Genomic DNA, 23,989 nt, shown 5'->3' with positions numbered 1-23,989 from the left:
TGTCATGCAAAAAGAGAAGGTGATCGTCTCCGCGTGTCTGGTGGGGGAAGCATGCCGGTATGACGGCTGCTCCAAAAAAGATGAGGGTGTTCTCGCCTTTCTCGCAGACAAAGAAGTCACCCCCTTCTGCCCCGAAGCCCCGGTCCTTGGGACACCCCGCGGGCGGATCAGCGTCGTCGCGACCGAGGATCACGGCCTGCGCGTGAAAAAGGATGCGGACGGTACGGACGTGACCGAGGCGCTGGTCGAACAGACCGAAGCGCTGATCAAGGCGCATCCGGACGCGACGAAGATTATCCTCAAATCGAAATCCCCCAGCTGCGGCATCGGCACGACGCCTGTTCTGGACGAGGCGGGCAACGAGATCGCCAAAGGTAACGGCGTGGCGGCGGACATGCTGCTGCATGCGTTTCCAGACATTGATATTTCGGACGAGAATACTTTTTAGGGCTACTTCTTCTTTTCCTTTCTTTTTACAAAGACACGCAACCAAAGACAGTGGAATAAGAGAGCTTCGGTTCACCGAAGCGCATTAATCAATAGGAAAACGGTCGTTAAGCGTGCCATGAAAGCCGCTGCGGAGGCCCAAAGCCGGGAGCAGCGCGCGATTCGCGCGACGACGATTTTCTTTTGGTTCTTTTCTTATGAAAAAGAAAAGAATGAGCGGAGTATTTCTTTGCCACTTTTTTAAAAAAAGTAGCGCAAAAGCGGCCTTTCGCGAATCGCTCATCCCTCCCGGCTTTGGGCCTCCGGGATGGCTTTCAAGGAACGCTCAAGGCCAAGGCCCTATTTGATTGAATGCGCTTCGACGTGTCGAAGCTCTTTCGATTGGTTTTGCAGGGAAGGAACGGTTGCTGCACTTGGCACCTATGCTATGATTCCCCAAAAATGAAAAGGACAAAATAATGCTTGAAATCGGAACCGTTGCACCGGATTTTTGCCTGGAGAACCAGGACGAGGTGGAGATCTGTTCGCGCGATCTCAAAGGGAAATGGATCGTGCTCTACTTCTACCCCAAGGACAATACGCCCGGCTGTACGACCGAAGCGTGCGACTTCACCGAACAGCTGCCGGAATTCCAGGGGCTGAAGGCGGCCATTTTCGGCGTCAGCGCCGATTCGCCGAAGGTCCACCGCAGCTTTATCGAGAAACAGTCGCTGAAGATCACCTTGCTCAGCGACCCGGAGCACACCATGATGGAAGATTACGGCGTCTGGGCGCTGAAAAAGAACTACGGCAAAGAGTACATGGGCATCGTGCGCACGACATACATTATCGATCCGCAAGGAAAGGTTGCCGCGGCATGGGGGAACGTCAAAGTTCGTCAGAAACGTTCAAAGAACGGTGAGAAGTACGAGATCGTGCATGTCGAAGAGGTCAAGAAGAAGCTGGCGGAGCTGCAGAACAGCTAAAGGATTTTTTTCCGTTGGTGAGGTAAAACGTTACGAGGCACCGCCCGGAAGGGAGGCGCTTAGTAGCGGTAGCGCAGGTAGAAGCGGATGTCCTGGGCTTTGTCGACAGTGACGCTGGCCAGTCCCGGATTGGTCGTCGCGAGATCGTCGATCTTGAGCGGCTCACCCGTCGCCGTACCGAAGAAGCCGTTTGAACCGGTATAGTCGTAATCGATATACGTATAGCGGATCTGGAAGCTGAAGACGTCCTCGATGAGGTAGTCCGTATAGTAGGCCTCATAGGCACTGCCGCGTGCGGCGACTTTGGAACCGATGTTCGTGTCCTCGGCATAGGTAATGGAGCGCCAGTACTTGTCGCCGTGGTTGTATTCGAACCCGATGCGTCCCATATCGGTGAACAGCGTCGGGATCTGCAGACCGACCCAGTAGGAAGAACCGGTTTTGCTGTCGGTGGAGCCCAGCATGCCCTGGCCGTTCTCTTTGGGGTCGGTGATGCTCATCGCACCGCTGGCGAAGAAGACCGTATCGTCGAGGAAGTCGCTCCAGCCGTTGCCGATACCGTTGATCATGAAGTTCGCCGTGACGGCGTGCATGCTCCCGACGTCTTCCATCCCGTTAAAGACGTACCCGCCCGGAGTCGGGGTGACGGAAGCGTCGATGAGGTGCGTGGCATAGTAGTACTGCGTGCCGAGGCTGTATTGACCGTCATCGTAGGGGACGAAGATCAGGCCGCCCAGGTCGATATCCGGAAGGTCGGCGTCATTCTTGGCATAGGGTGCCGCCGTACCGAGCGTATTGTTGTTCTCCATGCTCACCGTGAAGAACTTCGCATTGGCATTCGTGCCGCCGCGACCGGCGCAGAACTTGATGTACATCCCGTCGATGCCGGTGAGATCTTCAAAGCTGAACTTGGAACTCATGCCGTCAAATTCGACGTTGATGTTGTGGCCCATCGGTGACGCAGGGCGCTCATCGTCGCGCAGGTTGATGAGGTGGCCGTTCGTGGAGGGGCGGCGACCGATGCTGAAGGTCCAGGGAATGCTCGCACCGAGAAAGGTGTCGTTGCGGTAGAAGAAGTAGGCGGAACGGACGCGAACGACATCGTCATAGGCATTCTCGTTCGTGATCCAGTCAAAGGTCTCGAAACCAGGGTAGCCGCCGGCAAAACCGCTACGGTAGCCGTAGGCTTTGTTGTAGGCGAGCTGACCGGTAAAGCTCATATTCTCCGTTGCCAGCCACTCCATGTTGAGCCAGAGGCGGTTGGTCAGGAAGGCGTCGTTGCTCTGGGTGTCGTCGCCGTCGAAGGACATCGTGTCCGGGTTGTAGGCCTTTCCGGCCATTTTGTAGTTCAGGTTGTCGACGGCCGTACGGAAGTCAACGCCGAATTTGAGGTGGCTACCCGAGGTGTTTTTGTTGATCGCGCTGACCTGCTCCTCAAGGTCGGTCAGACGCTCATCGGTCGCATCGCCTTCCTCTTCGCTGCCCTCTTCATCATCTTCAGCCTCTGCCGCTTCATCATCTTCAGCCACTGCCGCTTTATCGGTTTTGGCATCTTTCATGGCGGATAGCTCTGCCTGCAGCGCCTCGATCTGGGCTTCCATCGCCTCCATACGGTCGGTGGTTTCATCGGCCTGGAGGCCGACGCTCAGTATCGCCGCAGCGGCAACGGAAAGGATCAACGGTGTTTTCATTATTATCTCCTTGAACATGTGTATCGTTTTTCCGGACATCTAATCCTTAACATAAGAAAAACGAATTAATCACAATAGTATTACACAGCCTACCAGAATAAATATAAAGCGCAATTGAAATTAACAGGGGCGAAACGGCAGGAGATGGCAATCTATATGCTTAACTATTACTTAAGTCTTTATAAGATAAAATTCCGCGATTTTCTCCATGCGTTTTGACTATACCGTCGGAGAACAAGATCTCAGGTGCCAAACCCAAAAACCGGTGCAGCCTCGTCTGAAAAAATAGAAGAGGACTGCCGGGGGCATTGAAGCGAACCGGTATTTTTAACATTTAATCGTGCCTCCGGGGCACGATGCTGAAAGGACCATTATTATGGTAACTATGAAAGACCTTCTCGAGTGCGGTGTCCACTTCGGTCACCAGACACGCCGCTGGAACCCGAAAATGAAAAAATACATCTTCGGTGTCCGCAAGAACATTTACATCATCGACCTGCAGAAGACGCTTCGCTACTTCCGCAACACGTATCAGATCGTCGTTGATGCTGCTGCCGAAGGCAAAACTGTCATGTTCGTCGGTACGAAAAAGCAGGCACGCGTTGCCATCAAAGAAGCGGCTGAGAGCTGCGGCATGCCGTATGTTGACAACCGCTGGCTGGGTGGTATGCTGACGAACTTCCCGACGATCCAGAAGTCTCTGCGCAAGCTTGAAGTCATCGAGCAGATGCAAGAGAGCGGCCAGATCAACCTTCTGACCAAGAAAGAAGCGCTGATGATGGCACGTACGAAAGAGAAGCTCGAGTCCTACCTCGGCGGTATCCGCGATATGAAAAAACTGCCGGACATGATGTTCGTCGTTGACGCCGTCAAAGAGCACATCGCCGTTAAAGAAGCACGCAACCTCGGTATTCCGGTTGTTGCACCGCTCGATACAAACTGTGATCCGGACCTGATCGACTTCCCGATCCCGGGTAACGATGACGCAATCCGCTCTATCCAGCTTTTCTGTAAAGAGATGGCGGCAGCAGTCAACGAAGGTAAAGCGATGATCGCCGACAACGCGGAAGCGGAAGGCGAAGAAGTTGAAGCGGCGGAAACTGTAGAAGCCGCAGCAGAAGAAACAACGACAGAGGAAGCATAATCATGGCAGAAATCTCAGCAGCAATGGTAAAAGAGCTGCGTCAGGCAACTGACGCACCGATGATGGACTGTAAAAAGGCGCTCACCGAGTCAAACGGCGACATGGACAAAGCCAAAGAGTGGCTGCGTGAACGCGGGATTGCTCAGGCGGCGAAAAAAGCGGACCGCGTTGCTGCCGAGGGCTCTATCGGCCTGAAAATTTCTGCAGATTTCAAACGCGCGACTCTGGTTGAAGTCAACTCCGAGACGGACTTCGTTGCGAAAAACGACGGGTTCCAGAATCTCGTTTCCAAAACCGTCGAGCAGGCATTCACGACGGAAGCCGATACAGCGGAAGCACTGCGCGAAACTGAACTCGAAGGCAAGGCGTTCAGCGTCTACTTCGACGAAGCGGTCGCAAAGATCGGCGAGAAGATCGAACTGCGCCGCATCGCAGCACTGAGCGGCAGCGAGAACGTCGCGGTCAACGGTTACATCCACTCCAACACGCGCATCGGTGTCATCGTTGCGATCGAGTGTGATTCCGCAAAGACGGCTGACGCGATGGTACCGGTTGCCAAGCAGGTCGCGATGCACGCGTCTGCAATGAAACCGTCGACGCTCACCTACAAAGACTTCGACGCTGATTTCGTTGCTGCCGAAACAAAAGGCCGCATCGAAGCGATCAAAAAAGAGAACGAAGAGCTCTCTCGCCTGAAAAAGCCGCTCAAAAACGTTCCGGAGTACATCTCCATGTCACAGCTGACTGAGGATGTCCTGGCGGCGGCCGAAGCGAAGATGAAAGAAGAGCTCCTCGCCGAAGGCAAACCGGAGAAAATCATCCCGAACATCCTGCCGGGTAAACTTGCACGCTATATCGAGGACAACACTACCCTCGACAAAGAGCAGTGTCTCCTGGACCAGAACTATGTTCTTGACGACAAGAAAACGGTTGCCCAGGCGGTTGCTGACGCGGCGAAAGCTGCCGGCGGTACCGCTGAAGTCGTTGCATTTGTCCGTCTCGAAGTCGGCGAAGGCATCGAGAAGAAACAAGACGACTTCGCTGCCGAAGTCGCAGCACAGATGGCGTAAGCCGGCTGCTGCCCTCTTCCGGGTGACGTCGTCACCCGCTTTTCCCCACAATCCCTTAAAACTAACCCAGAACTAACCCAAAACGCACTACTATTGCATTCATGAAACTGCTTGAAGCCAGCGGCATTGCCCACCATTTCGATTATCCGCTCTTTTCCGACGTCGACCTTTCGATCGGGAGCCACGAGTCCGTTGCCATCATCGGCGTCAGCGGCAGCGGTAAATCGACCCTGCTGCACATTCTCTCGACGCTGCTCTCCCCCGACAGCGGCAGCGTGAAGCTGATGGGCGAACCGATGCAGGGGCTCTCCAACCGCGGGCTGGTGGAGCTGCGTCGGCGGCAGCTGGGGATCATTTTCCAGTCGCACTATCTCTTTAAAGGGTTTACGGGTGCGGAAAACCTCGAGGTGGCTTCCATCCTCTCCAACCAACCGGTCGAACCGGGGCTGTTGCAGGCCCTCAAGATCGAGCATGTTGTGGGCCAGAAAGTGACGGAGCTCTCCGGCGGGCAGCAGCAGCGCCTCTCCGTCGCCCGGGTGCTGACGAAGAAGCCGCGTCTCATCTTTGCCGATGAACCGACCGGGAACTTGGACCTGGAGACGGCCTGCGAGGTCATGGACCTTTTCGACCGCTACATACAAGAACACGATGCCGGTCTGCTGCTCGTGACGCATGAACTGCAGTTGGCGGACCGCTGCCAGCGAGTCTACAAGCTTGAAGACCAAAAGCTGGTACAGGTCAAATAGGCGCTAAGGGGCGAAATACGGTTTACACTCCTGCCGTAGCAGTCTGAGTGTTTCACCGAACACGGTGCCGTCATCGCAGAGCATCAGGCCCGGGACGTTTCGAAGCAACTCCGTATCGAGGGGATGGCTCAGCATACAGCCCCGCCTGGACGAACGGACGAGAGTGAAGGTTATGTTGCTGTCCGGGGGCAGGAGGCAGGCATGAAGGGAACGATACATCGCCCACTGCGATGCCGTTGCCTGCGAGGGCGTGATGAGCGTCACCGCTTTCTCCTTTTCAAGGGCACGACGGAGCGTGCGGCGCAAGTAGGGGTCGTCCAGGCATCCTGTTACGATGGTGAGCGGGGTCTCATCGCTGCGGATCATGACCCCGAGAACATGCCGGGCATCCTGCCAGCGGTGCGGCAGCAAAAATGCCTCACTGCCGAAGAGGGGCATGAGGAAAAGGCCGGCAAAGAGGAGGTGTTTCATTCGGATCACGATGCTTTTTTGTTACAATGCTAACACACTTTTACGGGTATTCTCATACCGCAATCAAGGGACGTTATGACCATCGCGCTGCTCAACACCACACCGATCGTCGCTAAACTGGTCGAGCGCCTTGCCCAAAAACGCGGGGATACTTTTTTGAATACGGAGCGCTCGGGCGGGCAGCGGGCGGATGTCGTGATCGTCGATGACAGCGTCGCGATGCGCTATGACGCGGCGGCTGCAAAAAGAGAAGGGCATTATGCCATCTTTATCGGATCGCGCTTTGAAACGATGCCCCAGGGGTATGATGCCGTGCTCGGCAAACCGTTTCTGCCCGAAGAGCTCGGCCATGCTCTCGACGATGCGGAACTGGCGGTGAGTGCCCTGGTCGAACGCAGCGACGTTTTCGATGCCGATGAAGCGGCGGAAGCGTGGGAGGCGGAATCGGCTGCCCCGGTCTTCAACAGTGCGGAGATCGACGAGCTCAAAGAGCTCCTGGACGCCGTAGAAGGCGACGAGGAGATGGGTGCAGGGTACGAAGAGCAGATCGAGGCGGCGATGGAGCACCTGGACCGGCGGGAGTGGGAACGGCCCGTAGAGGAGGTGCTGTATGACGCCGATGCACCGGAAACCGCCGAGAACGGAACGGATTTCAGCGACATCGACCTGCATGCCCGCGGCGTCGAAGCGCTGCAGGACCTGATGGCGATCCTCAGCGACGAATCCGTTGCACAGGCCCTCAAGGCGATGGGTGTGCGCATCGATATTTCATTCGGGGAGAAGGCATGAACAAAAACGGCGGAGCGATCCTGGTGCTTTCGGGCCCAAGCGGAGCGGGGAAGAGTTCATTGATCAAAAAGGTGGCCGAGGCGATCGGGCCCCACTACTTTTCCATTTCGACGACGACGCGTCCCATGCGCGAAGGGGAAGTCGACGGCGTGCACTACCACTTCGTCGACGAAGCCTCTTTCAAGCGGGATATCGACGAGGAGAACTTCCTGGAGTACGCCGTCGTCCACGGCAACTATTACGGTACGTCGCTCAAACCCGTCAAAAAGGCCCTCTCCGAGGGGAAGCTGGTCATTTTCGACATCGACGTCCAGGGACACGACGCCGTCCAGAACCGCATGGGCGATATTACGACCTCGGCCTTCATTACGACCCCGACCCTGAGCGAACTCGAGCAGCGTCTCCGGTCGCGGGCCACCGATGCGCCGGAGGTGATCGAGCGCCGGATTGACATGGCCAAGCGCGAAGTCCAGCGCATGTGCGAATACGATTACATCATCATCAATGATGACCTCGACGAAGCGGCGGAAGTACTCGTTTCCGTCGCCAGGGCCGCCCGCCTGAAAGTCCCGACGCTCACGATCAACGAATTCGTACAGGCCTGGGAAGCGCAGTAGCACCGCTCTCCCTGCCGCAAAACGGCTTTACTAACCAATATCCCCGCATTTTTTCGCTATTATTACATTTCCAAAAAAACCACCTAAGGAATTACTATGGGTATGCCAAGCGGAACTGAACTGCTGTTGATTTTCGGGATCATCGTCCTGCTCTTCGGTGCGAAAAAAATTCCGGATCTTGCCAAGGGTATCGGCAAGGGAATCAAGAACTTCAAGAATGAGATGAAAGACGAACCGGAAGAGGTTGCAAGCAGCGAGGCCCCCAAAAAAGTCGAGGGCGGTGACGCAACGGCGGCTTCCGAAGCACCCAAAGAATCCGAAAAACAGGCGTAATCGATTTGAAACAGCGTGTATCGGCGCTTCTCAAAGCGCAATTTGAGCGCGAGGTCGTGCTCGAAAAGCCCAAAGACCGCTCTTTCGGGCACTACGCCACCCCCATTGCCTTCTCACTGGCCAAGGAGCTGCGCAAATCGCCGATGGTGATTGCCGATGAACTGGCCTCCTCCTTCGGCGAGCATGCGATGTTCTCCGCCGTCGAAGCGACCAAAGGCTATATCAACTTCCGCCTCTCCGAAGCCTTTATGGACGAGTATGCCGGTTGGGCGCTTGCCAATCCGGACGCTTTCGGCCATGCCGACCGCGAAGGGAAGATCCTTCTCGAGTTCGTCAGCGCCAACCCGACGGGACCGCTGCACATCGGCCATGCCCGCGGCGCAGTCTATGGCGATACGCTCCTGCGTCTCGGACGCCGCCTGGGCTACGACATCACGGCCGAGTACTATGTCAACGACGCCGGGAACCAGATCGACCTTCTGGGCGTCAGCCTGCAGCTCGAAGGGCAGCACAGCGTCCTCAACATGGAAGTCGAGTGGCCGGAGAAGTACTACCGCGGCGAATACATGACGATTCTTGCCGAAGAGGCGCTCACGGCATTCGGCAGCGATATTCTCACGAATCCCGACCGCCAGAAAGAGCTCGCGCTCTGGGCGAAGGACAAGGTGATGGATCTCATCGTCTCCGACCTGGGCGACGCGAACATCCACTTCGATACCTTCGTCAGCGAAGCGTCTCTCTACGACGATTGGGACCGGGTCATGAAGAAACTCGGCGAGGGTGTCTACGAAGGCGAAGAGAAGCTCTGGCTCCGTTCGACGGAACACGGGGACGAGAAAGACCGCGTCGTCGTGCGCGAAGACGGGCGCCCGACCTACCTGGCCGGCGATATCGTTTACCACAACCGCAAGTTCGAGCAGGGGTTTGACCACTACATCAACATCTGGGGCGCCGACCACCACGGTTACATCGCCCGCGTCAAAGCGGCGGCGCGTTTCCTCGGGTACGATCCGGAAAAACTCGAGATCCTGCTGTCGCAGATGGTCAGCCTGCTCAAGGACGGCGAACCGTACAAGATGAGTAAGCGTGCCGGAAACGTCATTCTGATGAGCGACATCGTCGAGGAGATCGGCGCGGACGCCCTGCGCTTCATCTTCGCGAGCAAGAAGAGCGACACGGCGCTGGAGTTCGATGTGGAGACGCTCAAGAAGCAGGACAACTCGAACCCGGTCTATTACATTAACTACGCCCATGCACGGATCCAAACGATCCTCTCCAAGAGCGAGTTGACTGAGGAGCAGATCATGGCGGCGGAGCTCACAGGGCTCAATGCCGACGCCGATGCGCTGCTTTTCGAGGCGCTGCTGCTGCCGGAAGTGATCGAGGATGCCTTTGCATCGCGCCAGGTGCAGAAACTGCCGGAGTACCTCAAGTCCCTCGCGGCGCGTCTGCACAAGTTCTACTACGATTACCGAGTTCTGGGGACTGAAGAAGAGGCGAAACTGCTCAAACTCTTCCTGATGGTCGCCCTCTCCATCCGTACCGGCCTCTCCCTAATGGGGATCACAGCCAAAGACCGGATGGTCGCCGACGAGAAGTAAGCTTCGGGCTTACTTCGCCACTCACTAATTACTATTATCTTTCTCTTATTAGCTTCGATCTATCGAAGCGCATCCATCAATAGGCAAAAGGTCGTTAAGCGTGCCTTGAAAGCCGCTGCGGAGGCAAAAAGCCGGGAGCTGCGAGCGATTCGCGCAACGACGATTTTCTTTTGGTTCTTTTCTTATGAAAAAGAAAAGAATGAAGGTTATACTTCTTTGCCACTTTTTTAAAAAAAGTAGCGCAAAAAACGGCCTTTCGCGAATCGCTCGCCCTTCCCGGCTTTATGCCTCCAGGGCGGCTTTCAAGGAGCACTCAAGGCCAATTCTTGATTTAATTGAATGCGCTTCGGGAACCGAAGCTCTTATTTATAACGCGAATTACGCTGACGCCGGCGGCTCGACGCCGTCGGGGAGCAGCCGCGGGCTTCTGATCCGTACCCGTTTATTCCTCCCCAGCTCTCCCGACTCTATCGTCACGTCTCCCTTGGCCACCTTGCACATTTTCGCCAGCAGTGCTATGATGTGTTTATTGGCCTTGCCGTCGACGGGCGGGGCGGTAATGCGCAATTTACGCTCCTCCCCCATGATCTCCGCAAGCTCGTTGGAACTCGCCTTCGGCTGAATACGCAAAGAGAGAATAAGGTCGTCGTTATCGAAGGTGTACCACATAACGGCATTATAACGTTAAGTACGGTGCTGCATTCATCCTTTATTCGATAAGAAGGGAGCTATGAAACTTTTTCTTCTTGGGCTGGTCCCGGTGCTGCTCTTTGCCGCAACGCGGCAGGAGTGCACCCGGATGCTCGAAGCTTTTGCACCGGTTGAAAAGGCATATGATGCTGTTCTAGAAGCCGAGATACCTTCCCCGACGAGCGAAAAAGTAATACGGCAGTTCAGGAGCGATGGGGGGAAGATATACAAAGCGTGCAAAGACCGGATGAGCACGACAAAGTGGTATATGCTCGGCAAGAAGATCGCACCGGAAAAGGCTGATATCGCTGCGTTTCACATGGAAAGCGCCGTAGAGCTGACGCGCTACGCCATCACCCATCCGCCGGTTGTCACCGAAGTACGTTGCGGCACGATCTGGCAGGGTATCCACCCATTGCCGAGGTGACGGTCATGAAAATATTCATTCGTGTGTTTCTGCTTATCCCGATGCTGCTTGGCGCGGTTTCATGCACAAAGCTTGAGAGCGACTTCGCCGCGCTGGATAAGCAGTACCGCGCCGCGAAGCGTATCCAATCCCCGACGTCGCGCTACGACTACTACTACCGCTACATCGCCAAGGGGAGCGAGCTGATGGCCTGGTGCCGCAACGATCCGCGCAATTATAGGTACACGGAGATCGTGCGCAAGCTCCGCGCGGCAGACCGGGAGCGCAGCGGGCTGCGTCAGAGCGTTATCGAGGAGCAGTGGCGCGTAAACAATGTTCAGCCCATTGTCAACATCATCTACAAAGAGTGCGTCTACCAGTATTGAAAGCTCCGTTCGATACAATATCTTTCTTCTTTTCCATCCGGTATGTCCTCATCGCTTAACAGGATAAAGCAGGGCCCTCCTAAGGCCTAGCTCGAGGTTCGAGTCCTCGTGGGGACACCACTTTTTTGTACAAAATCCCAGAATATTTTTTCAATGCGGTATAAAATATTTACAGACGGCATTTTTTGCGTTTGAAAAACTTCAAAAAAGTTATTAATATGTAACACATTTTAATAGAGGGTTTACCTCCTGAGGGGTATTATTGCAAGACAAAATTAAAGGGATGTAATGCAGGTTTTGGTCACCGGCGGTGCCGGCTACATAGGTTCGCACGTCGTCAAGCAGCTGCTTGAAGAGACGAACCACGATGTCTGCATTCTTGATAACCTCTCTACGGGGCACCTCGAAACGGTCGAGACGCTTGAAACCATTGCCCGGGAAGCGGGCCGAGGTGCACTGCGATTTTACAAGATGGATCTAGCCGATTTCAAAGCCGTGGCGAAACTCTTTATGATAGAGAAGTTTGATGCCGTAATGCATTTCGCAGCGAGCAGTATCGTCTCCGAATCGGTTGCAAACCCCCTCAAATACTATATGAACAACACCGTCAACACGGCACACCTTGTCAGCTGCTGCACCGAAGCCGGCATCGGAAAGTTCATCTTCTCCTCCACCGCGGCAGTTTACGGCGAGCCGCAGGAGGTCCCGGTCAAAGAGACAACGTCGACTGAGCCCATCAACCCCTATGGCATGAGCAAACTAATGAGCGAAACGGTCATCCGCGATACGGCGGTGGTGAATGACCATTTCGACTATGTCATTCTCCGTTACTTCAACGTCTCCGGTGCAGATGTAATGGCAAGTGATGCGGTGCCGCGCATCGGGGAGTGGCATGAACCGGAAACCCACCTAATTCCGCTGGTCGTCAAAACGGCCCTCGGCAAACGCGACAGCATTACGGTCTACGGCGAGGATTACGATACCGAAGACGGAACCTGCGTCCGCGACTACCTCCATGTCGAGGATCTTGCAGCGGCACATCTCCGTGCGCTGGAGTATCTTGGATTACCTTTGGCACAAGGGGACGAGCCTAACATTTTCAATGTAGGCTACGGGCACGGGTTCAGCGTAAGCCAGGTAATCGAGACCGTGAAAAAAGTGAGCAGCGTTGATTTTGCCGTTGAAAAGGGCAAAAGGAGGGCTGGAGACCCGGCACTGCTTATTGCGGACAATCAGCGTATCGAGAATGTGTTGAAATGGTATGCGCGTTACGATGATCTGGCACTTATCTGCAAGTCGGCTTTGGCGTGGGAAGGGAAAATTGATGAATAATATATGTTCTACGCAAGTAAGTGATAACAATATGAATAATTTCTCTAGAGGAAAGATAGTATGATTGATGAGAAACGTCTGACACACCTCAAACAGCTGGAGGCCGAGTCGGTATACATTCTGCGCGAAGTTGCCGCCGCGTTTACGAATCCGGTGATGATGTACTCCGTCGGCAAGGACTCCTCGGTGATGCTGCACCTGGCGATGAAGGCGTTCGCTCCAGGCAAAGTCCCCTTTCCAATGTTGCATGTCGATACGAAATGGAAGTTCGGCGAGATGATCGAATTCCGCGACCGCCGGGCGAAGGAGCTGGGATTCGACCTGGTGGTGCATTCCAACCCAGAAGGGGAGAAGATGGACATCTCCCCCTTCACGCATGGCAGCAAGGTTCATACCGATGTCATGAAGACGGAGGGGCTTAAGCAGGCGCTTAACATGGGCGGCTACGACGCTATCATTGGCGGGGCACGTCGGGACGAGGAGAAGTCGCGGGCCAAAGAGCGTATCTTCTCCTTCCGCGACAAGCAGCACCGCTGGGACCCGAAAAACCAGCGTCCGGAGCTGTGGAACGTCTACAACACGGCGATCCAGAAGGGAGAGAGCGTCCGTGTCTTCCCGATCTCCAACTGGACCGAACTGGATATCTGGCAGTACATCTACCTTGAGCAGATCCCCATTCCTTCGCTTTATTTCGCCAAAGAGCGCCCGGTCGTCGAGTATGAAGGGACCAAGATCATGGTCGACGACGAACGGGTGCCCGAAGAACTGAAGGCCAAGGCAAAAAATGAGATGGTACGTTTCCGTACCCTGGGGTGCTACCCGCTGACGGGGGCGATCAATTCGACGGCGAGCACCCTGCCGGAGATCATCCGCGAAATGCTCCTCTCCAAGAGCAGCGAACGCGAAGGGCGCCTGATCGACAAGGATCAGGAAGGGGCGATGGAAAAGAAAAAAATCGAGGGGTACTTTTAATGGCGCATACACCGGCAGAAAACATCGAAGCCTATCTGAAGGAACACGAGAACAAGGATATGCTCCGTTTCCTGACCTGCGGTAGCGTCGACGACGGCAAGAGTACGTTGATCGGCCGCCTGTTGTACGATTCGAAGATGATCTTCGAGGACCAGCTCGCCGCTGCGGAGAGCGAAAGCAAGAAGTACGGTACGACCGGCGAAAAGATCGACATGGCGCTGCTGGTCGACGGGCTGCAGAGCGAACGGGAGCAGGGGATTACCATCGACGTCGCCTACCGCTTCTTCGCCACGGACAAGCGCAAATACATCATCGCCGACACCCCGGGCCACGAACAGTATACGCGGAACATGGTCACAGGCGCCTCGACCGCGGACGTCGCGATCATTTTGATCGATGCCCGGAAGGGGATTCTGACTCAGACGCGCCGCCATACCTATATCGTCAACCTGCTCGGTATCCGGCACATCATCGTTGCCGTCAACAAGATGGATCTTGTGGAGTTCTCCGAAACGCGCTTCGACGAGATCAAGCGGGCGTATGAAGAGGAGGTTCTCTCACAGCTGCCGATGGGCGGCGGCAAGCGCCCGGAGACGATCTATATTCCGATGAGCGCCCTGGACGGAGATAATGTCGTCGACAAAAGCGAAAAAATGTCGTGGTTTTCCGGGAAGCCTCTGCTCGCACAGCTTGATACCATGGACCTCTCCCATGACGGCGGGATGGAAAGTTTCCGCTTTCCCGTCCAGTACGTCAACCGTCCCAATCTCGACTTCCGCGGTTTCTGCGGTACGATCGCTTCGGGAATGGTGCGTGTCGGTGACGCCGTCACCGTGCTGCCTTCGGGCAAGACGACGACGGTGAAGAGTATCATTAATTCCGGCGACATCACCGAAGCGGATCGGAATGCTACAACGTCAGAGGCATGCGCCCCGATGGCCGTAACGATCACGACGACGGAGGAAGTAGATATCAGCCGCGGCGATATGATCGTGCATACCGAAGCCGTCCCGCGGGTCTCCAACGCGTTGAAGGTCATGCTTGTCTGGATGGATGAGGCCCCGATGAAACCGGGGCACTCCTACGACATCAAACGAGCGACTTCCCTCGCTTCCGGCCAATTCGAACATATCAACTATAAAGTCGACGTCAACACTTACGAACGGGAGCAGGTCGGGACCCTCGCCCTCAACGATATCGCCTCATGCAAGCTTGTATTGAACCGTCCCATTGCCGCCGACCACTATACGGACAACCGCCAGACCGGTAGCTTTATCGTGATCGACCGCGTCACGAACAACACGGTAGGGGCGGGGATGATCGTCGATGTTGCCTCAAGAGAAGTTGAGCAGACTCCGTCTATCTCTGCATTCGAACTGGAACTCAACCAGCTCATCCGCAAACACTTCCCGCATTGGGGCGCGCGGGACATGCGCGAATTCTTTTCCGAAGAGGCGTAATGCTGGAAACGGGGGTTTTGGCTTCACTGGTACTGCTGGTCGTCTTACTGGTGCGCGGCACCGGGCGGCCTGCGGTCCTGTTCGGCGGCTTGCTGGCGCTGTATTATTTCGCCGGCCTGATCGAGACGAAAACGATGCTGCAGAACTTTGTCAACCCTTCGCTGATGGTACTGGTCCTGCTGATCATTCTCTCCAGCGTCATCGAGCGGACGGCCGTCGTCGAATGGATGGCCCGTTTCGCCTTTTCGACGAACCGTTTCGCTTCCCTGCTGCGGTTCACGGGAATGACATCGCTCTTTTCGGCTTTTCTGAACAATACGGCCGTCGTCGCGTCGATGCTCGGGATGGCCAAAAACAACCGTCATATGCTCCCCTCCAAAATCCTTATTCCGCTCTCTTATGCGGCCATTTTCGGCGGGACGATGACGCTGATCGGCACCTCTACAAACCTGATCGTCAACGGGTTCGTTATCGAGGCGGGTCTGGAGCCGATCGGTCTCTTTGATTTTCTGTATGTGGGGCTGCCCATCGTCGTTGTCGGCACGCTCTTTCTCAGTCTCGCCGGTCCGGCGCTTCTGCCGGATTACGACGCGAAAAAAGAGAAAGAGGAAGCACAGTATTTTCTCGAAGCGCGGGTCGAAGAGGGCTCCCCGCTGATCGGGCGCAGTATCCAGGAGAACGGACTGCGTAACATGGAACAGCTCTTTGTGGCCGAACTGCTCCGGGGCAAAGAGCTTGTTTCGCCGGTGACGCCGCGCGAAGTGCTGCAGGCGGGGGACGTGCTGATCTTTACCGGGAACATGCGCGACGTCCATGAGCTCAACCGCTTCAAAGGACTCTCCATCTTCGATGACAGCCGCTGTACGCTGCAAACGAACCTGACGGAAGTCGTCGTGTCTCATGAATCGAACCTTGTCGGCAAAACGATCAAGGAAGCTGAGTTCAGAATGAAATTCGACGCGGCGGTTGTCGCTGTCCGGAGGGGGAACGAGAAGCTCTCCGGCAAACTGGGCAATATCCGTATGCAGGCCGGCGATACCCTGCTGCTGGCGGCCGGGGAGGATTTTTCCAAGCGTGACAACCTGAAAAAGAATTTCTATTTCGTATCGGACCGCCCCCTGACAAAGAAGTTCGATGCCAAGAGCAGTTTGACCATTATGATGCTGTTTCTCGGCGTCATTGTGCTGAGCGCCATGAAAATTATTCTTTTCCTCAAAGGGCTGCTGTTCCTGCTGGGGCTTTTCCTCTTCATGAAATTCCTCGACCTGGCCGAGATCAAACGGACTTTTCCCTTCGAGCTCGTGCTGATCATCGGTTCCGCATTGGGCATAGCGCAGGTACTTATGCAAAGCGGCGTCGCGGGTATGCTGGGGACGTTTATCACGGCAACGACCGACTGGATGGGTGTTTACGGCAGTTTTGCAGCCATCTATCTGATGACCTTCCTGCTGACGGAGATCATCACGAACAACGCGGCGGCGGCCCTCAGCTTTCCGATCGCCTATGCGACCTCGGTATCGCTCGGCGCCGACCCCATGCCTTTCGTGATGGCCGTCGCCTACGGGGCCAGCGCAAGCTTCCTCAGCCCCTACGGGTATCAGACGAACCTGATGGTCTACGGTCCCGGGGGGTACAAGTTCGGCGATTACGTCCGTATCGGGCTGCCGGTCTCTTTGCTGTACAGTGTGGTCGTTTTGACGCTGGTACCGCTGTTTTTCCCTTTCAGCGGTTGATCAAAGGAGTTTTAGAGATGAGAACGGAAAATATTGTCTGGCATGATCATCACGTTACAAAAAGTGAGCGCGAGAAGCTCAAGGCACAGCGCCCCTGCATCCTCTGGTTTACCGGGCTCAGCGGATCGGGCAAAAGCACCATTGCCAATGCCGTCGAGACGAAGCTCCTGGCGATGGGGAAGCACACCTATCTGCTTGATGGTGACAACATCCGCCACGGGCTTAACCGCGGACTTGGTTTTTCGGACGAAGACCGTATCGAGAACATCCGCCGCATCGGCGAAGTCGCAAAACTCTTTGTTGATGCCGGCACGATCGTTCTGACGGCGTTTATTTCGCCCTTCCTCGAGGACCGGGAACGGGTGCGTGCCCTGGTCGAAGCGGACGAGTTTGTCGAGGTCTTCATCGATACGCCACTGGAAACCTGTGAACAGCGCGACCCCAAGGGGCTCTACAAGAAGGCGCGCGCCGGAGAGATCCCCAACTTTACGGGGATCGATTCGCCCTACGAGGCTCCGGAAGCTCCGGAAGTCCATGTCAGAAATGACAATGTCCCCATCGATGACGCTGCGCAGCAGGTCATTGATTACTTGCAAACCAAAGGATACCTGCATGCTTGAGAAGATTGATCTTGAGACCGTTGTCGCCATTGCCGAGAAAGCGGGTAAGGCCATCATGGAAATATACGAGCGAGATTTTATCATCGAATACAAGGACGACAAATCCCCACTGACCGAAGCCGATACGCTTTCCAACGAGATTATCTGCCGGGCGCTCGGCGAGTTCTACCCGGAGATCCCGCTGCTCTCGGAAGAGAACAAAGCCGTCCCCTACGACGAGCGCAAGAGCTGGGAGTACTACTGGTGCATCGACCCCATTGACGGAACCAAGGAGTTCATCAAGAAAAACGACGAGTTCACCGTCAATATTGCGCTGATCCATAAGGACACACCGGTTCTCGGTGTCGTCTACGCCCCGGCCCTCGGTGACATGTACAAGGCGAAACAGGGGGAGGGTGCTTTCAAAAATGGCATAAAGCTCCCCACCAAGCAAAACTTGACGCCGGAACTTTCCTTGCATGTCGTTGCCAGTAAGTCACACCTTTCCGAGGAGACGCAGGCCTTCATTGTCGCGCTGGCCAGAACGACCAATGAGATCCACCAGGTCTCCAAGGGAAGTTCGCTCAAGCTCTGCATGGTCGCCGAGGGTGAAGCCGACATCTACCCCCGTCTCGCCCCGACGATGGAGTGGGATACGGCAGCAGCGGATGCCATCGTACGTGAAAGCGGAAAAATGACGTATCAATACACCCTTGACATGTCTGAGGAAGTACCGGTTGTCTACAATAAAGCCGATCTTTTGAATCCGTGGTTTGTGGTGAAAGAACTTCATAAATGAAAATGGGTAAGCAATGAGCAAAGATAAGATAGCTGTCATAGGTTTAGGGTACGTCGGTCTGCCGCTGGCACATGCATTCAGTGAAAAATACAGTGTCACCGGTTTCGATATCGCTCAGTGGCGGATTGACGAATTACGAAGTGGAACAGACCGCACGCTCGAACTGAGCGAAAGCCAGGTGAAGGAGGCGATCGCACACGGGATGCATTTCACGAACGTGCTTGATGAAATTGCCGACTGTACCATCTATATTGTTACGGTACCGACGCCGATTGACGAATACAAGCGCCCCGATCTGACGCCTCTGATCAAAGCCAGCGAATCCATTGGGAAGGTCCTCAAAAAAGACGATATTGTCATCTATGAATCCACCGTTTATCCGGGGGCGACGGAAGAGGAGTGCGTACCGGTACTGGAACGTGTCAGCGGCCTGAAGTTTAACGAGGAGTTCTTCTGCGGTTACAGCCCGGAGCGGATCAATCCGGGGGACAAGGAACATACGGTCAAGAAGATCCTGAAGGTAACATCCGGTTCCACACCGGAGATTGGCAAGCGGGTTGATGCACTCTATGCGAGTATCATTACGGCGGGAACGCATCTCGCACCTTCCATCAAGGTCGCTGAGGCAGCAAAAGTGATCGAGAACTCCCAGCGCGATATCAACATTGCCTTCGTCAATGAACTCGCCATCATTTTCAACAAGCTTGGCATTGATACAGAGGCCGTGCTCGAGGCCGCCGGGACGAAATGGAATTTTCTGCCGTTCCGTCCGGGCCTTGTCGGCGGTCACTGCATCGGCGTCGATCCCTATTACCTGACACACAAGGCACAGGCCGTCGGTTACAATCCCGAGATTATCCTTGCAGGCCGCCGTCTCAATGACAACATGGGTATCTATGTCGCGAACCAGGTGATCAAGCTGATGATCAAAAAGGGGCACAAGATTGAAGGCTCAAAAGTGCTCGTGCTGGGTATTACTTTTAAGGAAAACTGCCCGGATATCCGTAACAGCCGCGTTATTGACGTTGTCAGCGAATTGCGGGAATTCGGTACGAGCGTCGATGTGTATGATCCCTGGGCGGACAAGGCGGAGGTCCGGCATGAATACGGTATAGAGCTGATCGATGCATTTGATTATGACAGTTATGAAGCCATCGTATTGGCGGTCGCCCACAATGAGTTTAGAACGCTCGATCTTCACAAGACCGACAAGAGCGTCCTGTTTGACATCAAGTCGTTTGTCGATGAAAAATTAGTCGATGGAAGGCTTTAAAAGATGACGGCATTTGAACAGTTGAAATTGCGGCTGCAGCAGGAGCAAAAGACCTGGCTGGTGACCGGGTGTGCCGGTTTTATCGGGTCGAATCTGACCGAATTTCTGTTAATGCATCATCAAAACGTTGTCGGAATCGACAACTTTTCAAACGGCTTCCAGCACAATCTCGACGACGTCCGGGCTTGCGTTGGCACGGAAACCGCTAAGCGTTTCCGTTTTATCGAAGGTGACATTGCGGACCTTACCGCATGCCAGGAAGCCTGTAATGGGGTTGACATTGTACTGCACCAGGCAGCACTCGGGTCCGTACCGCGTTCGATTGCAGACCCCATCACGTCGAATCGTTCCAACATTACAGGGTTTCTTAACATGATGACGGCTGCCAAGGATGCGGGGATAAAACGCTTCGTCTACGCGAGTTCAAGTTCGGTTTACGGCGATTCAAAAGAGCTGCCCAAGGTCGAAGCGCGAACGGGAAACCTGTTGTCACCCTATTCGGTCATGAAGAAAACCAACGAGCTGTACGGTGACGTTTTCTGGAGAACCTACGGGCTTGAGACGATCGGTCTTCGTTATTTCAACGTTTTCGGACGCCGTCAAACCCCCGACGGGGCCTATGCGGCTGTCATCCCGAAATGGATCGGTTCGCTGCTGACAGGCGAAGATGTTTTTATCAATGGCGACGGAGAGACCAGCCGTGATTTTACCTACATCGACAATGTGATCCAGATGAACGTTCTTGCGGGCCTCACCGACAATGGCAAAGCCTTCGGCGAAGCCTTCAACGTTGCCGTCGGCGGCAGAAATACGCTGAACGAACTCTACGATCTGATCAGCGAAGAGCTGATGAAACATGTGGAGGGGTTCCAACGTAAAGAAGCGGTTTACCGCGATTTCCGTCCCGGTGATATTCGCCACTCGAACGCTGATATTACCAAAGCAAAGACGCTGGTCGGGTTTGAGCCCACACATGATATCTACCGGGGGATGCAGCAGGCGATCGAATGGTATATCAAGGACTTTGAAAAGAGGAGGGAACGATGAAAGGGATCATACTCGCAGGGGGCAGCGGCACACGGCTTTATCCCATTACACGCGGTGTGAGCAAGCAGCTCACGCCTATTTACGACAAGCCGATGATCTATTACCCTCTCTCCGTCCTGATGCTTGCCGGCATCCGGGAGGTCCTCATCATCTCAACCCCGAACGACCTGCCGCGGTTTGAAGAGCTTCTCGGGGACGGGCATGACATCGGGATGCGGTTCGAGTATGCCGTTCAACCCTCTCCCGACGGCCTGGCACAGGCGTTCATCCTTGGGGAAGAGTTTATCGGGGAAGACGATGTCTGTCTCGTCCTCGGGGACAACATTTACTACGGTCAGGGATTTACGAAGCTGCTGGCGCAGTCCGTTAAAAATGTCGAAGAGGAGGGGAAGGCGACGGTATTCGGCTACTACGTCAACGATCCTCAGCGCTACGGCGTGGTTGCGTTCGACGACGCGGGTAATGCTGTCAGTATCGAAGAGAAACCGGAGGCCCCCAAATCGAACTACGCGGTAACGGGACTCTATTTTTACCCCAACTCCGTCGTTGGGATCGCGAAAGGCGTCAAGCCATCCGCACGCGGCGAACTGGAGATCACCACGGTCAACCAGACCTACCTTGAGCATGGGAAACTGAAAGTTGAGCTGATGGGCCGGGGTTACGCCTGGCTCGATACGGGTACCCATGAGAGCCTGCTCGATGCCTCCAATTTTATCCAGACCATCGAGAAACGGCAGGGACTCAAGGTTGCCTGTATCGAGGAGATTGCTTTTGAAATGGGCTATATCGACCGCGAGCAGCTCATTGCATTGGCGCAACCGCTCATGAAAAACCAGTATGGCCAGTACCTGCTGCGCCGTGCCGAAAGCGGGATGGTGCAGCGATGACATTTATCCGTACAGAAATCCCGGACGTCATCATAGTCGAACCGAAGGTGCATGGCGATGCACGGGGTTATTTTGTCGAGACATACAGGCAAGAGAAGTTGGAAGCGTTTCTAGGGTACACAGTAAACTTCTGCCAGGATAACGAGTCGAAATCTTCCTACGGTGTACTGCGGGGGCTGCATTATCAGCTGGCGCCGGCCGCACAGACGAAGCTGGTACGGGTCATTCAGGGACGGGTTCTCGATGTCGCTGTCGATATCCGCAAAGGCAGTCCGACTTTCGGCAAACATGTCGCCGTTGAACTCTCGGGCGAGAATATGCGGCAGATGTTTATCCCGCGCGGTTTTGCACACGGTTTTGTCGTCCTCTCGGATGAGGCGACATTCGCCTACAAAGTCGATAACTACTACTCCCCCGAAAACGATCGGGGAATGGCATTTGACGATCCGGCGCTAGGCATCGACTGGCAGATTGATGCGTCAAAGTTGAAACTCTCCGAAAAAGACATGAAGCAGCCCTTTTTTACAGAAGCTGAGTACTTCGAATATGGAGTAGACTATTATGCCTAAGCGCATACTAGTGACCGGTGCGGACGGCCAGCTCGGCAGCGAACTGCGTGTATTGAGCGAGCAGACGGATCAATTCAATTTTACATTTATCGATCGCGCCGATGCCGATCTCGCGGATACGGCGCAGATCGGACGTTTTTTTGACGGGAAAACTTTTGACGTCATCATTAACTGTGCAGCCTATACTGCTGTCGACAAAGCGGAAAGCGAACCGGAAATGGCCAATGCAATCAATCACCGGGCAGTCGAGACACTGGCACATATTGCCAAGGCAAAAGGGATCTCGCTCGTTCATATCTCTACCGATTACGTTTTTGACGGCAGCAACTACAAGCCTTACACGGAAAACGAACCGACGAATCCGCAGGGAGTTTACGGGCAGACGAAACTTGACGGGGAGGAGGCGATGCGGGCCATCAACCCTCCCCGTTCCGCGATCATCCGCACGTCATGGGTCTACTCCGAATTCGGGAGCAACTTTGTCAAAACGATGCTGCGGCTGGGCCGTGAGCGGGACGAACTCGGTGTGATCTTTGACCAGATCGGTACGCCGACCTATGCCCGTGACCTGGCCCGGGTTATTCTCGATATATTGCCGCTTTTAGAGAGTGAAGGCACCGAGGTCTACCACTATTCAAACGAGGGAGTCTGCAGCTGGTACGACTTCGCAAAGGCGATTTTCGAATTGGCCGGGGTTGGTTGTACGGTCAACCCGATTGAGACCAAAGCATACCCGACGCCCGCGACGCGGCCGCACTACAGCCTGTTGAATAAAGCGAAAATCAAAAGCGATTTTGAATTGAAGATACCGTACTGGCGGGACAGCCTCAATAGTTGTTTGGAAAAATTAGGAGAGACGCATTAATGTTTGACAATAACAACAAAACCATTCTGGTCACGGGGTGTGCAGGCTTCATCGGGAGCAACTTCGTTCCCTATTTCTTGGAGAAATATCCGGAGTACAACCTGGTCAACCTCGATCTGCTGACTTATGCAGGCAACTCAGAGAACCTCAAGGAAGTTGAGGAACACCCACGTTATGCATTCATCGAGGGAAACATATGCGACCGCGAACTGGTTGGGAAGATCTTCGACGATTTTGATATCCGCGGCGTTATCCATTTCGCAGCGGAGAGCCACGTGGATAACTCCATCAAAAACCCGGGCGTTTTCATCGAGACCAACGTCAACGGGACCTTTACCCTGATCGACGTCGCCTATAAAAAGTGGATGCATAAGCCCTTCGTCTACAACAAAGGCTACGAGGGGTGCCGTTTTCATCACATCTCGACCGATGAGGTGTACGGCACATTAGGAGAAGAGGGGCTCTTTACCGAAGAGACGCCATATGCTCCGAACTCGCCCTACAGCGCATCCAAGGCGGGAAGCGATATGGTGGTCCGCAGCTACCACCATACCTACGGCATGGATACGGTCATCACCAACTGTTCGAACAACTATGGCCCGAAGCAGCACGACGAGAAGCTCATCCCGACGATCATCCGCAAGGCACTTCATGGGGAAGCCATCCCGATCTACGGTGATGGCAAGAACATCCGCGACTGGCTCTATGTGCGTGATCACTGTACCGGGATTGATCTGGCATATCACAAGGGGAACAGCGGCGAGGTTTACAACATCGGCGGCCGAAACGAACGGACGAACAACTACATTGCCGACAAGGTGTGTGAAATCCTCGATGGGCTGAAACCCAAAGAGGGCGGAAGTTATAAAGCGCAGATCAATTATGTCGAGGACAGGGCGGGGCATGACCGCCGTTACGCGATAGACGCGACGAAGATCGAGACGGAACTGGGCTGGTGTGCAAACGAGACTTTTGAGTCAGGTATTATTAAAACGGTTTCATGGTATCTTGAAAAGTATAGAGATTAAGATGAATAAGTTTGCCACAAAGGCGGAGAAAGTGAATTACGAAGCAAGAGAGACCACCCTGGGGTGTGA

Annotated in this window: 27 protein-coding genes and 1 tRNA gene; 25 read left to right on the top strand and 3 right to left on the bottom strand. The window is 54.7% G+C overall.

All coding sequences use genetic code 11. The annotated features are described in order from the left end of the window. The first annotated feature begins 4 nt into the window (after positions 1–4). From WCX18_RS11690 to WCX18_RS11680, 3 genes are all read left to right on the top strand, one after another. Entirely contained in the window at positions 5–448 is a 444-nt protein-coding gene (locus WCX18_RS11690) for a DUF523 domain-containing protein (RefSeq protein WP_345988077.1), read from the top strand. 117 nt (positions 449–565) lie between these two features. Then, on the top strand, positions 566–691 hold the full coding sequence (locus WCX18_RS11685; RefSeq protein ID WP_345988075.1) for a hypothetical protein: 126 nt from the start codon (positions 566–568) through the stop codon (positions 689–691). Between the two features lie 214 nt (positions 692–905). Beyond that, positions 906–1,412, top strand: coding sequence for a peroxiredoxin (locus WCX18_RS11680; RefSeq protein WP_345988073.1), 507 nt, complete (start codon positions 906–908; stop codon positions 1,410–1,412). 59 nt (positions 1,413–1,471) lie between these two features. On the opposite strand, the gene WCX18_RS11675 is transcribed toward WCX18_RS11680, so the two are convergent. Further along, positions 1,472–3,103 (bottom strand): DUF3373 family protein, encoded by a 1,632-nt coding sequence (locus WCX18_RS11675; RefSeq protein WP_345988070.1) that lies wholly within the window; start codon positions 3,101–3,103, stop codon positions 1,472–1,474. A 376-nt stretch (positions 3,104–3,479) separates the two neighbouring features. Between WCX18_RS11675 and rpsB the strand changes: the two genes are divergently transcribed. From rpsB to WCX18_RS11660, 3 genes are all read left to right on the top strand, one after another. After that, positions 3,480–4,247, top strand: a complete 768-nt coding sequence (rpsB, locus tag WCX18_RS11670) for a 30S ribosomal protein S2 (protein ID WP_345988068.1) — start codon at positions 3,480–3,482, stop codon at positions 4,245–4,247. 2 nt (positions 4,248–4,249) lie between these two features. Beyond that, positions 4,250–5,317 carry a translation elongation factor Ts gene (tsf, locus tag WCX18_RS11665; protein WP_345988065.1) on the top strand — a complete coding sequence of 356 codons (1,068 nt, stop codon included), beginning with the start codon at positions 4,250–4,252 and terminating at the stop codon, positions 5,315–5,317. A 101-nt stretch (positions 5,318–5,418) separates the two neighbouring features. Further along, the gene (locus WCX18_RS11660; RefSeq protein ID WP_345988063.1) at positions 5,419–6,063 is read left to right on the top strand and encodes an ABC transporter ATP-binding protein; all 645 of its coding nucleotides are present in this window, start codon (positions 5,419–5,421) and stop codon (positions 6,061–6,063) included. A 3-nt stretch (positions 6,064–6,066) separates the two neighbouring features. On the opposite strand, the gene WCX18_RS11655 is transcribed toward WCX18_RS11660, so the two are convergent. Next, positions 6,067–6,543 (bottom strand): hypothetical protein, encoded by a 477-nt coding sequence (locus WCX18_RS11655; protein WP_345988061.1) that lies wholly within the window; start codon positions 6,541–6,543, stop codon positions 6,067–6,069. Between the two features lie 66 nt (positions 6,544–6,609). On the opposite strand from WCX18_RS11655, the gene WCX18_RS11650 reads away from it, so the two are divergent. From WCX18_RS11650 to argS, 4 genes are all read left to right on the top strand, one after another. After that, positions 6,610–7,323 (top strand): hypothetical protein, encoded by a 714-nt coding sequence (locus WCX18_RS11650; protein ID WP_345988059.1) that lies wholly within the window; start codon positions 6,610–6,612, stop codon positions 7,321–7,323. Further along, a complete protein-coding gene (gmk, locus tag WCX18_RS11645) occupies positions 7,320–7,940 on the top strand; it encodes a guanylate kinase (protein ID WP_345988057.1) in 621 nt (206 codons plus the stop codon). Before WCX18_RS11650 ends, gmk begins: the two co-directional genes overlap by 4 nt. 96 nt (positions 7,941–8,036) lie before the next feature. After that, the gene (locus WCX18_RS11640) at positions 8,037–8,273 is read left to right on the top strand and encodes a twin-arginine translocase TatA/TatE family subunit (RefSeq protein WP_345988055.1); all 237 of its coding nucleotides are present in this window, start codon (positions 8,037–8,039) and stop codon (positions 8,271–8,273) included. A gap of 5 nt (positions 8,274–8,278) precedes the next feature. Then, positions 8,279–9,874, top strand: a complete 1,596-nt coding sequence (gene argS, locus WCX18_RS11635; protein WP_345988053.1) for an arginine--tRNA ligase — start codon at positions 8,279–8,281, stop codon at positions 9,872–9,874. 378 nt (positions 9,875–10,252) lie between these two features. Here argS and WCX18_RS11630 read toward each other — a convergent pair whose 3' ends face one another. Then, the gene (locus WCX18_RS11630; protein WP_345988050.1) at positions 10,253–10,543 is read right to left on the bottom strand and encodes a DUF167 family protein; all 291 of its coding nucleotides are present in this window, start codon (positions 10,541–10,543) and stop codon (positions 10,253–10,255) included. A 61-nt stretch (positions 10,544–10,604) separates the two neighbouring features. Here WCX18_RS11630 and WCX18_RS11625 point away from each other — a divergent pair, with 61 nt between their 5' ends. The 15 genes from WCX18_RS11625 to rfbB all read left to right on the top strand — a co-directional run bounded on the left by WCX18_RS11625 (position 10,605) and on the right by rfbB (position 23,920). Beyond that, a complete protein-coding gene (locus WCX18_RS11625) occupies positions 10,605–10,991 on the top strand; it encodes a hypothetical protein (RefSeq protein WP_345988048.1) in 387 nt (128 codons plus the stop codon). A gap of 5 nt (positions 10,992–10,996) precedes the next feature. Beyond that, positions 10,997–11,356 (top strand): hypothetical protein, encoded by a 360-nt coding sequence (locus WCX18_RS11620; protein WP_345988046.1) that lies wholly within the window; start codon positions 10,997–10,999, stop codon positions 11,354–11,356. A gap of 44 nt (positions 11,357–11,400) precedes the next feature. Then, positions 11,401–11,476 (top strand) — tRNA-Arg (locus WCX18_RS11615). A 168-nt stretch (positions 11,477–11,644) separates the two neighbouring features. Further along, a complete protein-coding gene (galE, locus tag WCX18_RS11610; RefSeq protein ID WP_345988044.1) occupies positions 11,645–12,688 on the top strand; it encodes a UDP-glucose 4-epimerase GalE in 1,044 nt (347 codons plus the stop codon). A gap of 60 nt (positions 12,689–12,748) precedes the next feature. Next, positions 12,749–13,660, top strand: coding sequence for a sulfate adenylyltransferase subunit CysD (gene cysD, locus WCX18_RS11605; RefSeq protein WP_345988042.1), 912 nt, complete (start codon positions 12,749–12,751; stop codon positions 13,658–13,660). Further along, positions 13,660–15,120 carry a sulfate adenylyltransferase subunit CysN gene (gene cysN, locus WCX18_RS11600; protein ID WP_345988040.1) on the top strand — a complete coding sequence of 487 codons (1,461 nt, stop codon included), beginning with the start codon at positions 13,660–13,662 and terminating at the stop codon, positions 15,118–15,120. Before cysD ends, cysN begins: the two co-directional genes overlap by 1 nt. Beyond that, positions 15,120–16,853, top strand: a complete 1,734-nt coding sequence (locus WCX18_RS11595; RefSeq protein ID WP_345988038.1) for an SLC13 family permease — start codon at positions 15,120–15,122, stop codon at positions 16,851–16,853. Before cysN ends, WCX18_RS11595 begins: the two co-directional genes overlap by 1 nt. Before the next feature lie 17 nt (positions 16,854–16,870). Next, on the top strand, positions 16,871–17,473 hold the full coding sequence (cysC, locus tag WCX18_RS11590) for an adenylyl-sulfate kinase (protein ID WP_345988035.1): 603 nt from the start codon (positions 16,871–16,873) through the stop codon (positions 17,471–17,473). Beyond that, positions 17,466–18,251, top strand: a complete 786-nt coding sequence (gene cysQ / locus WCX18_RS11585) for a 3'(2'),5'-bisphosphate nucleotidase CysQ (RefSeq protein WP_345988032.1) — start codon at positions 17,466–17,468, stop codon at positions 18,249–18,251. The genes cysC and cysQ overlap by 8 nt, the downstream gene beginning before the upstream one ends. 13 nt (positions 18,252–18,264) lie before the next feature. After that, a complete protein-coding gene (gene tviB / locus WCX18_RS11580) occupies positions 18,265–19,524 on the top strand; it encodes a Vi polysaccharide biosynthesis UDP-N-acetylglucosamine C-6 dehydrogenase TviB (RefSeq protein ID WP_345988031.1) in 1,260 nt (419 codons plus the stop codon). Between the two features lie 3 nt (positions 19,525–19,527). Further along, positions 19,528–20,571, top strand: coding sequence for an SDR family oxidoreductase (locus tag WCX18_RS11575; protein WP_345988029.1), 1,044 nt, complete (start codon positions 19,528–19,530; stop codon positions 20,569–20,571). Next, positions 20,568–21,458: a glucose-1-phosphate thymidylyltransferase RfbA gene (rfbA, locus tag WCX18_RS11570; RefSeq protein WP_345988026.1), complete on the top strand. Its 891-nt coding sequence runs from the start codon at positions 20,568–20,570 to the stop codon at positions 21,456–21,458. The genes WCX18_RS11575 and rfbA overlap by 4 nt, the downstream gene beginning before the upstream one ends. Further along, a complete protein-coding gene (gene rfbC, locus WCX18_RS11565; RefSeq protein ID WP_345988024.1) occupies positions 21,455–22,027 on the top strand; it encodes a dTDP-4-dehydrorhamnose 3,5-epimerase in 573 nt (190 codons plus the stop codon). Before rfbA ends, rfbC begins: the two co-directional genes overlap by 4 nt. Continuing rightward, a complete protein-coding gene (gene rfbD, locus WCX18_RS11560) occupies positions 22,020–22,892 on the top strand; it encodes a dTDP-4-dehydrorhamnose reductase (RefSeq protein WP_345988022.1) in 873 nt (290 codons plus the stop codon). The genes rfbC and rfbD overlap by 8 nt, the downstream gene beginning before the upstream one ends. Next, positions 22,892–23,920 (top strand): dTDP-glucose 4,6-dehydratase, encoded by a 1,029-nt coding sequence (gene rfbB / locus WCX18_RS11555; RefSeq protein WP_345988021.1) that lies wholly within the window; start codon positions 22,892–22,894, stop codon positions 23,918–23,920. The genes rfbD and rfbB overlap by 1 nt, the downstream gene beginning before the upstream one ends. Positions 23,921–23,989: the final 69 nt, after the last annotated feature.

Source organism: Sulfurimonas sp. HSL1-2, from assembly GCF_039645565.1.
Lineage (GTDB): Bacteria > Campylobacterota > Campylobacteria > Campylobacterales > Sulfurimonadaceae > Thiomicrolovo > Thiomicrolovo zhangzhouensis.
This window is presented reverse-complemented; position numbering and strand designations above follow the sequence as displayed.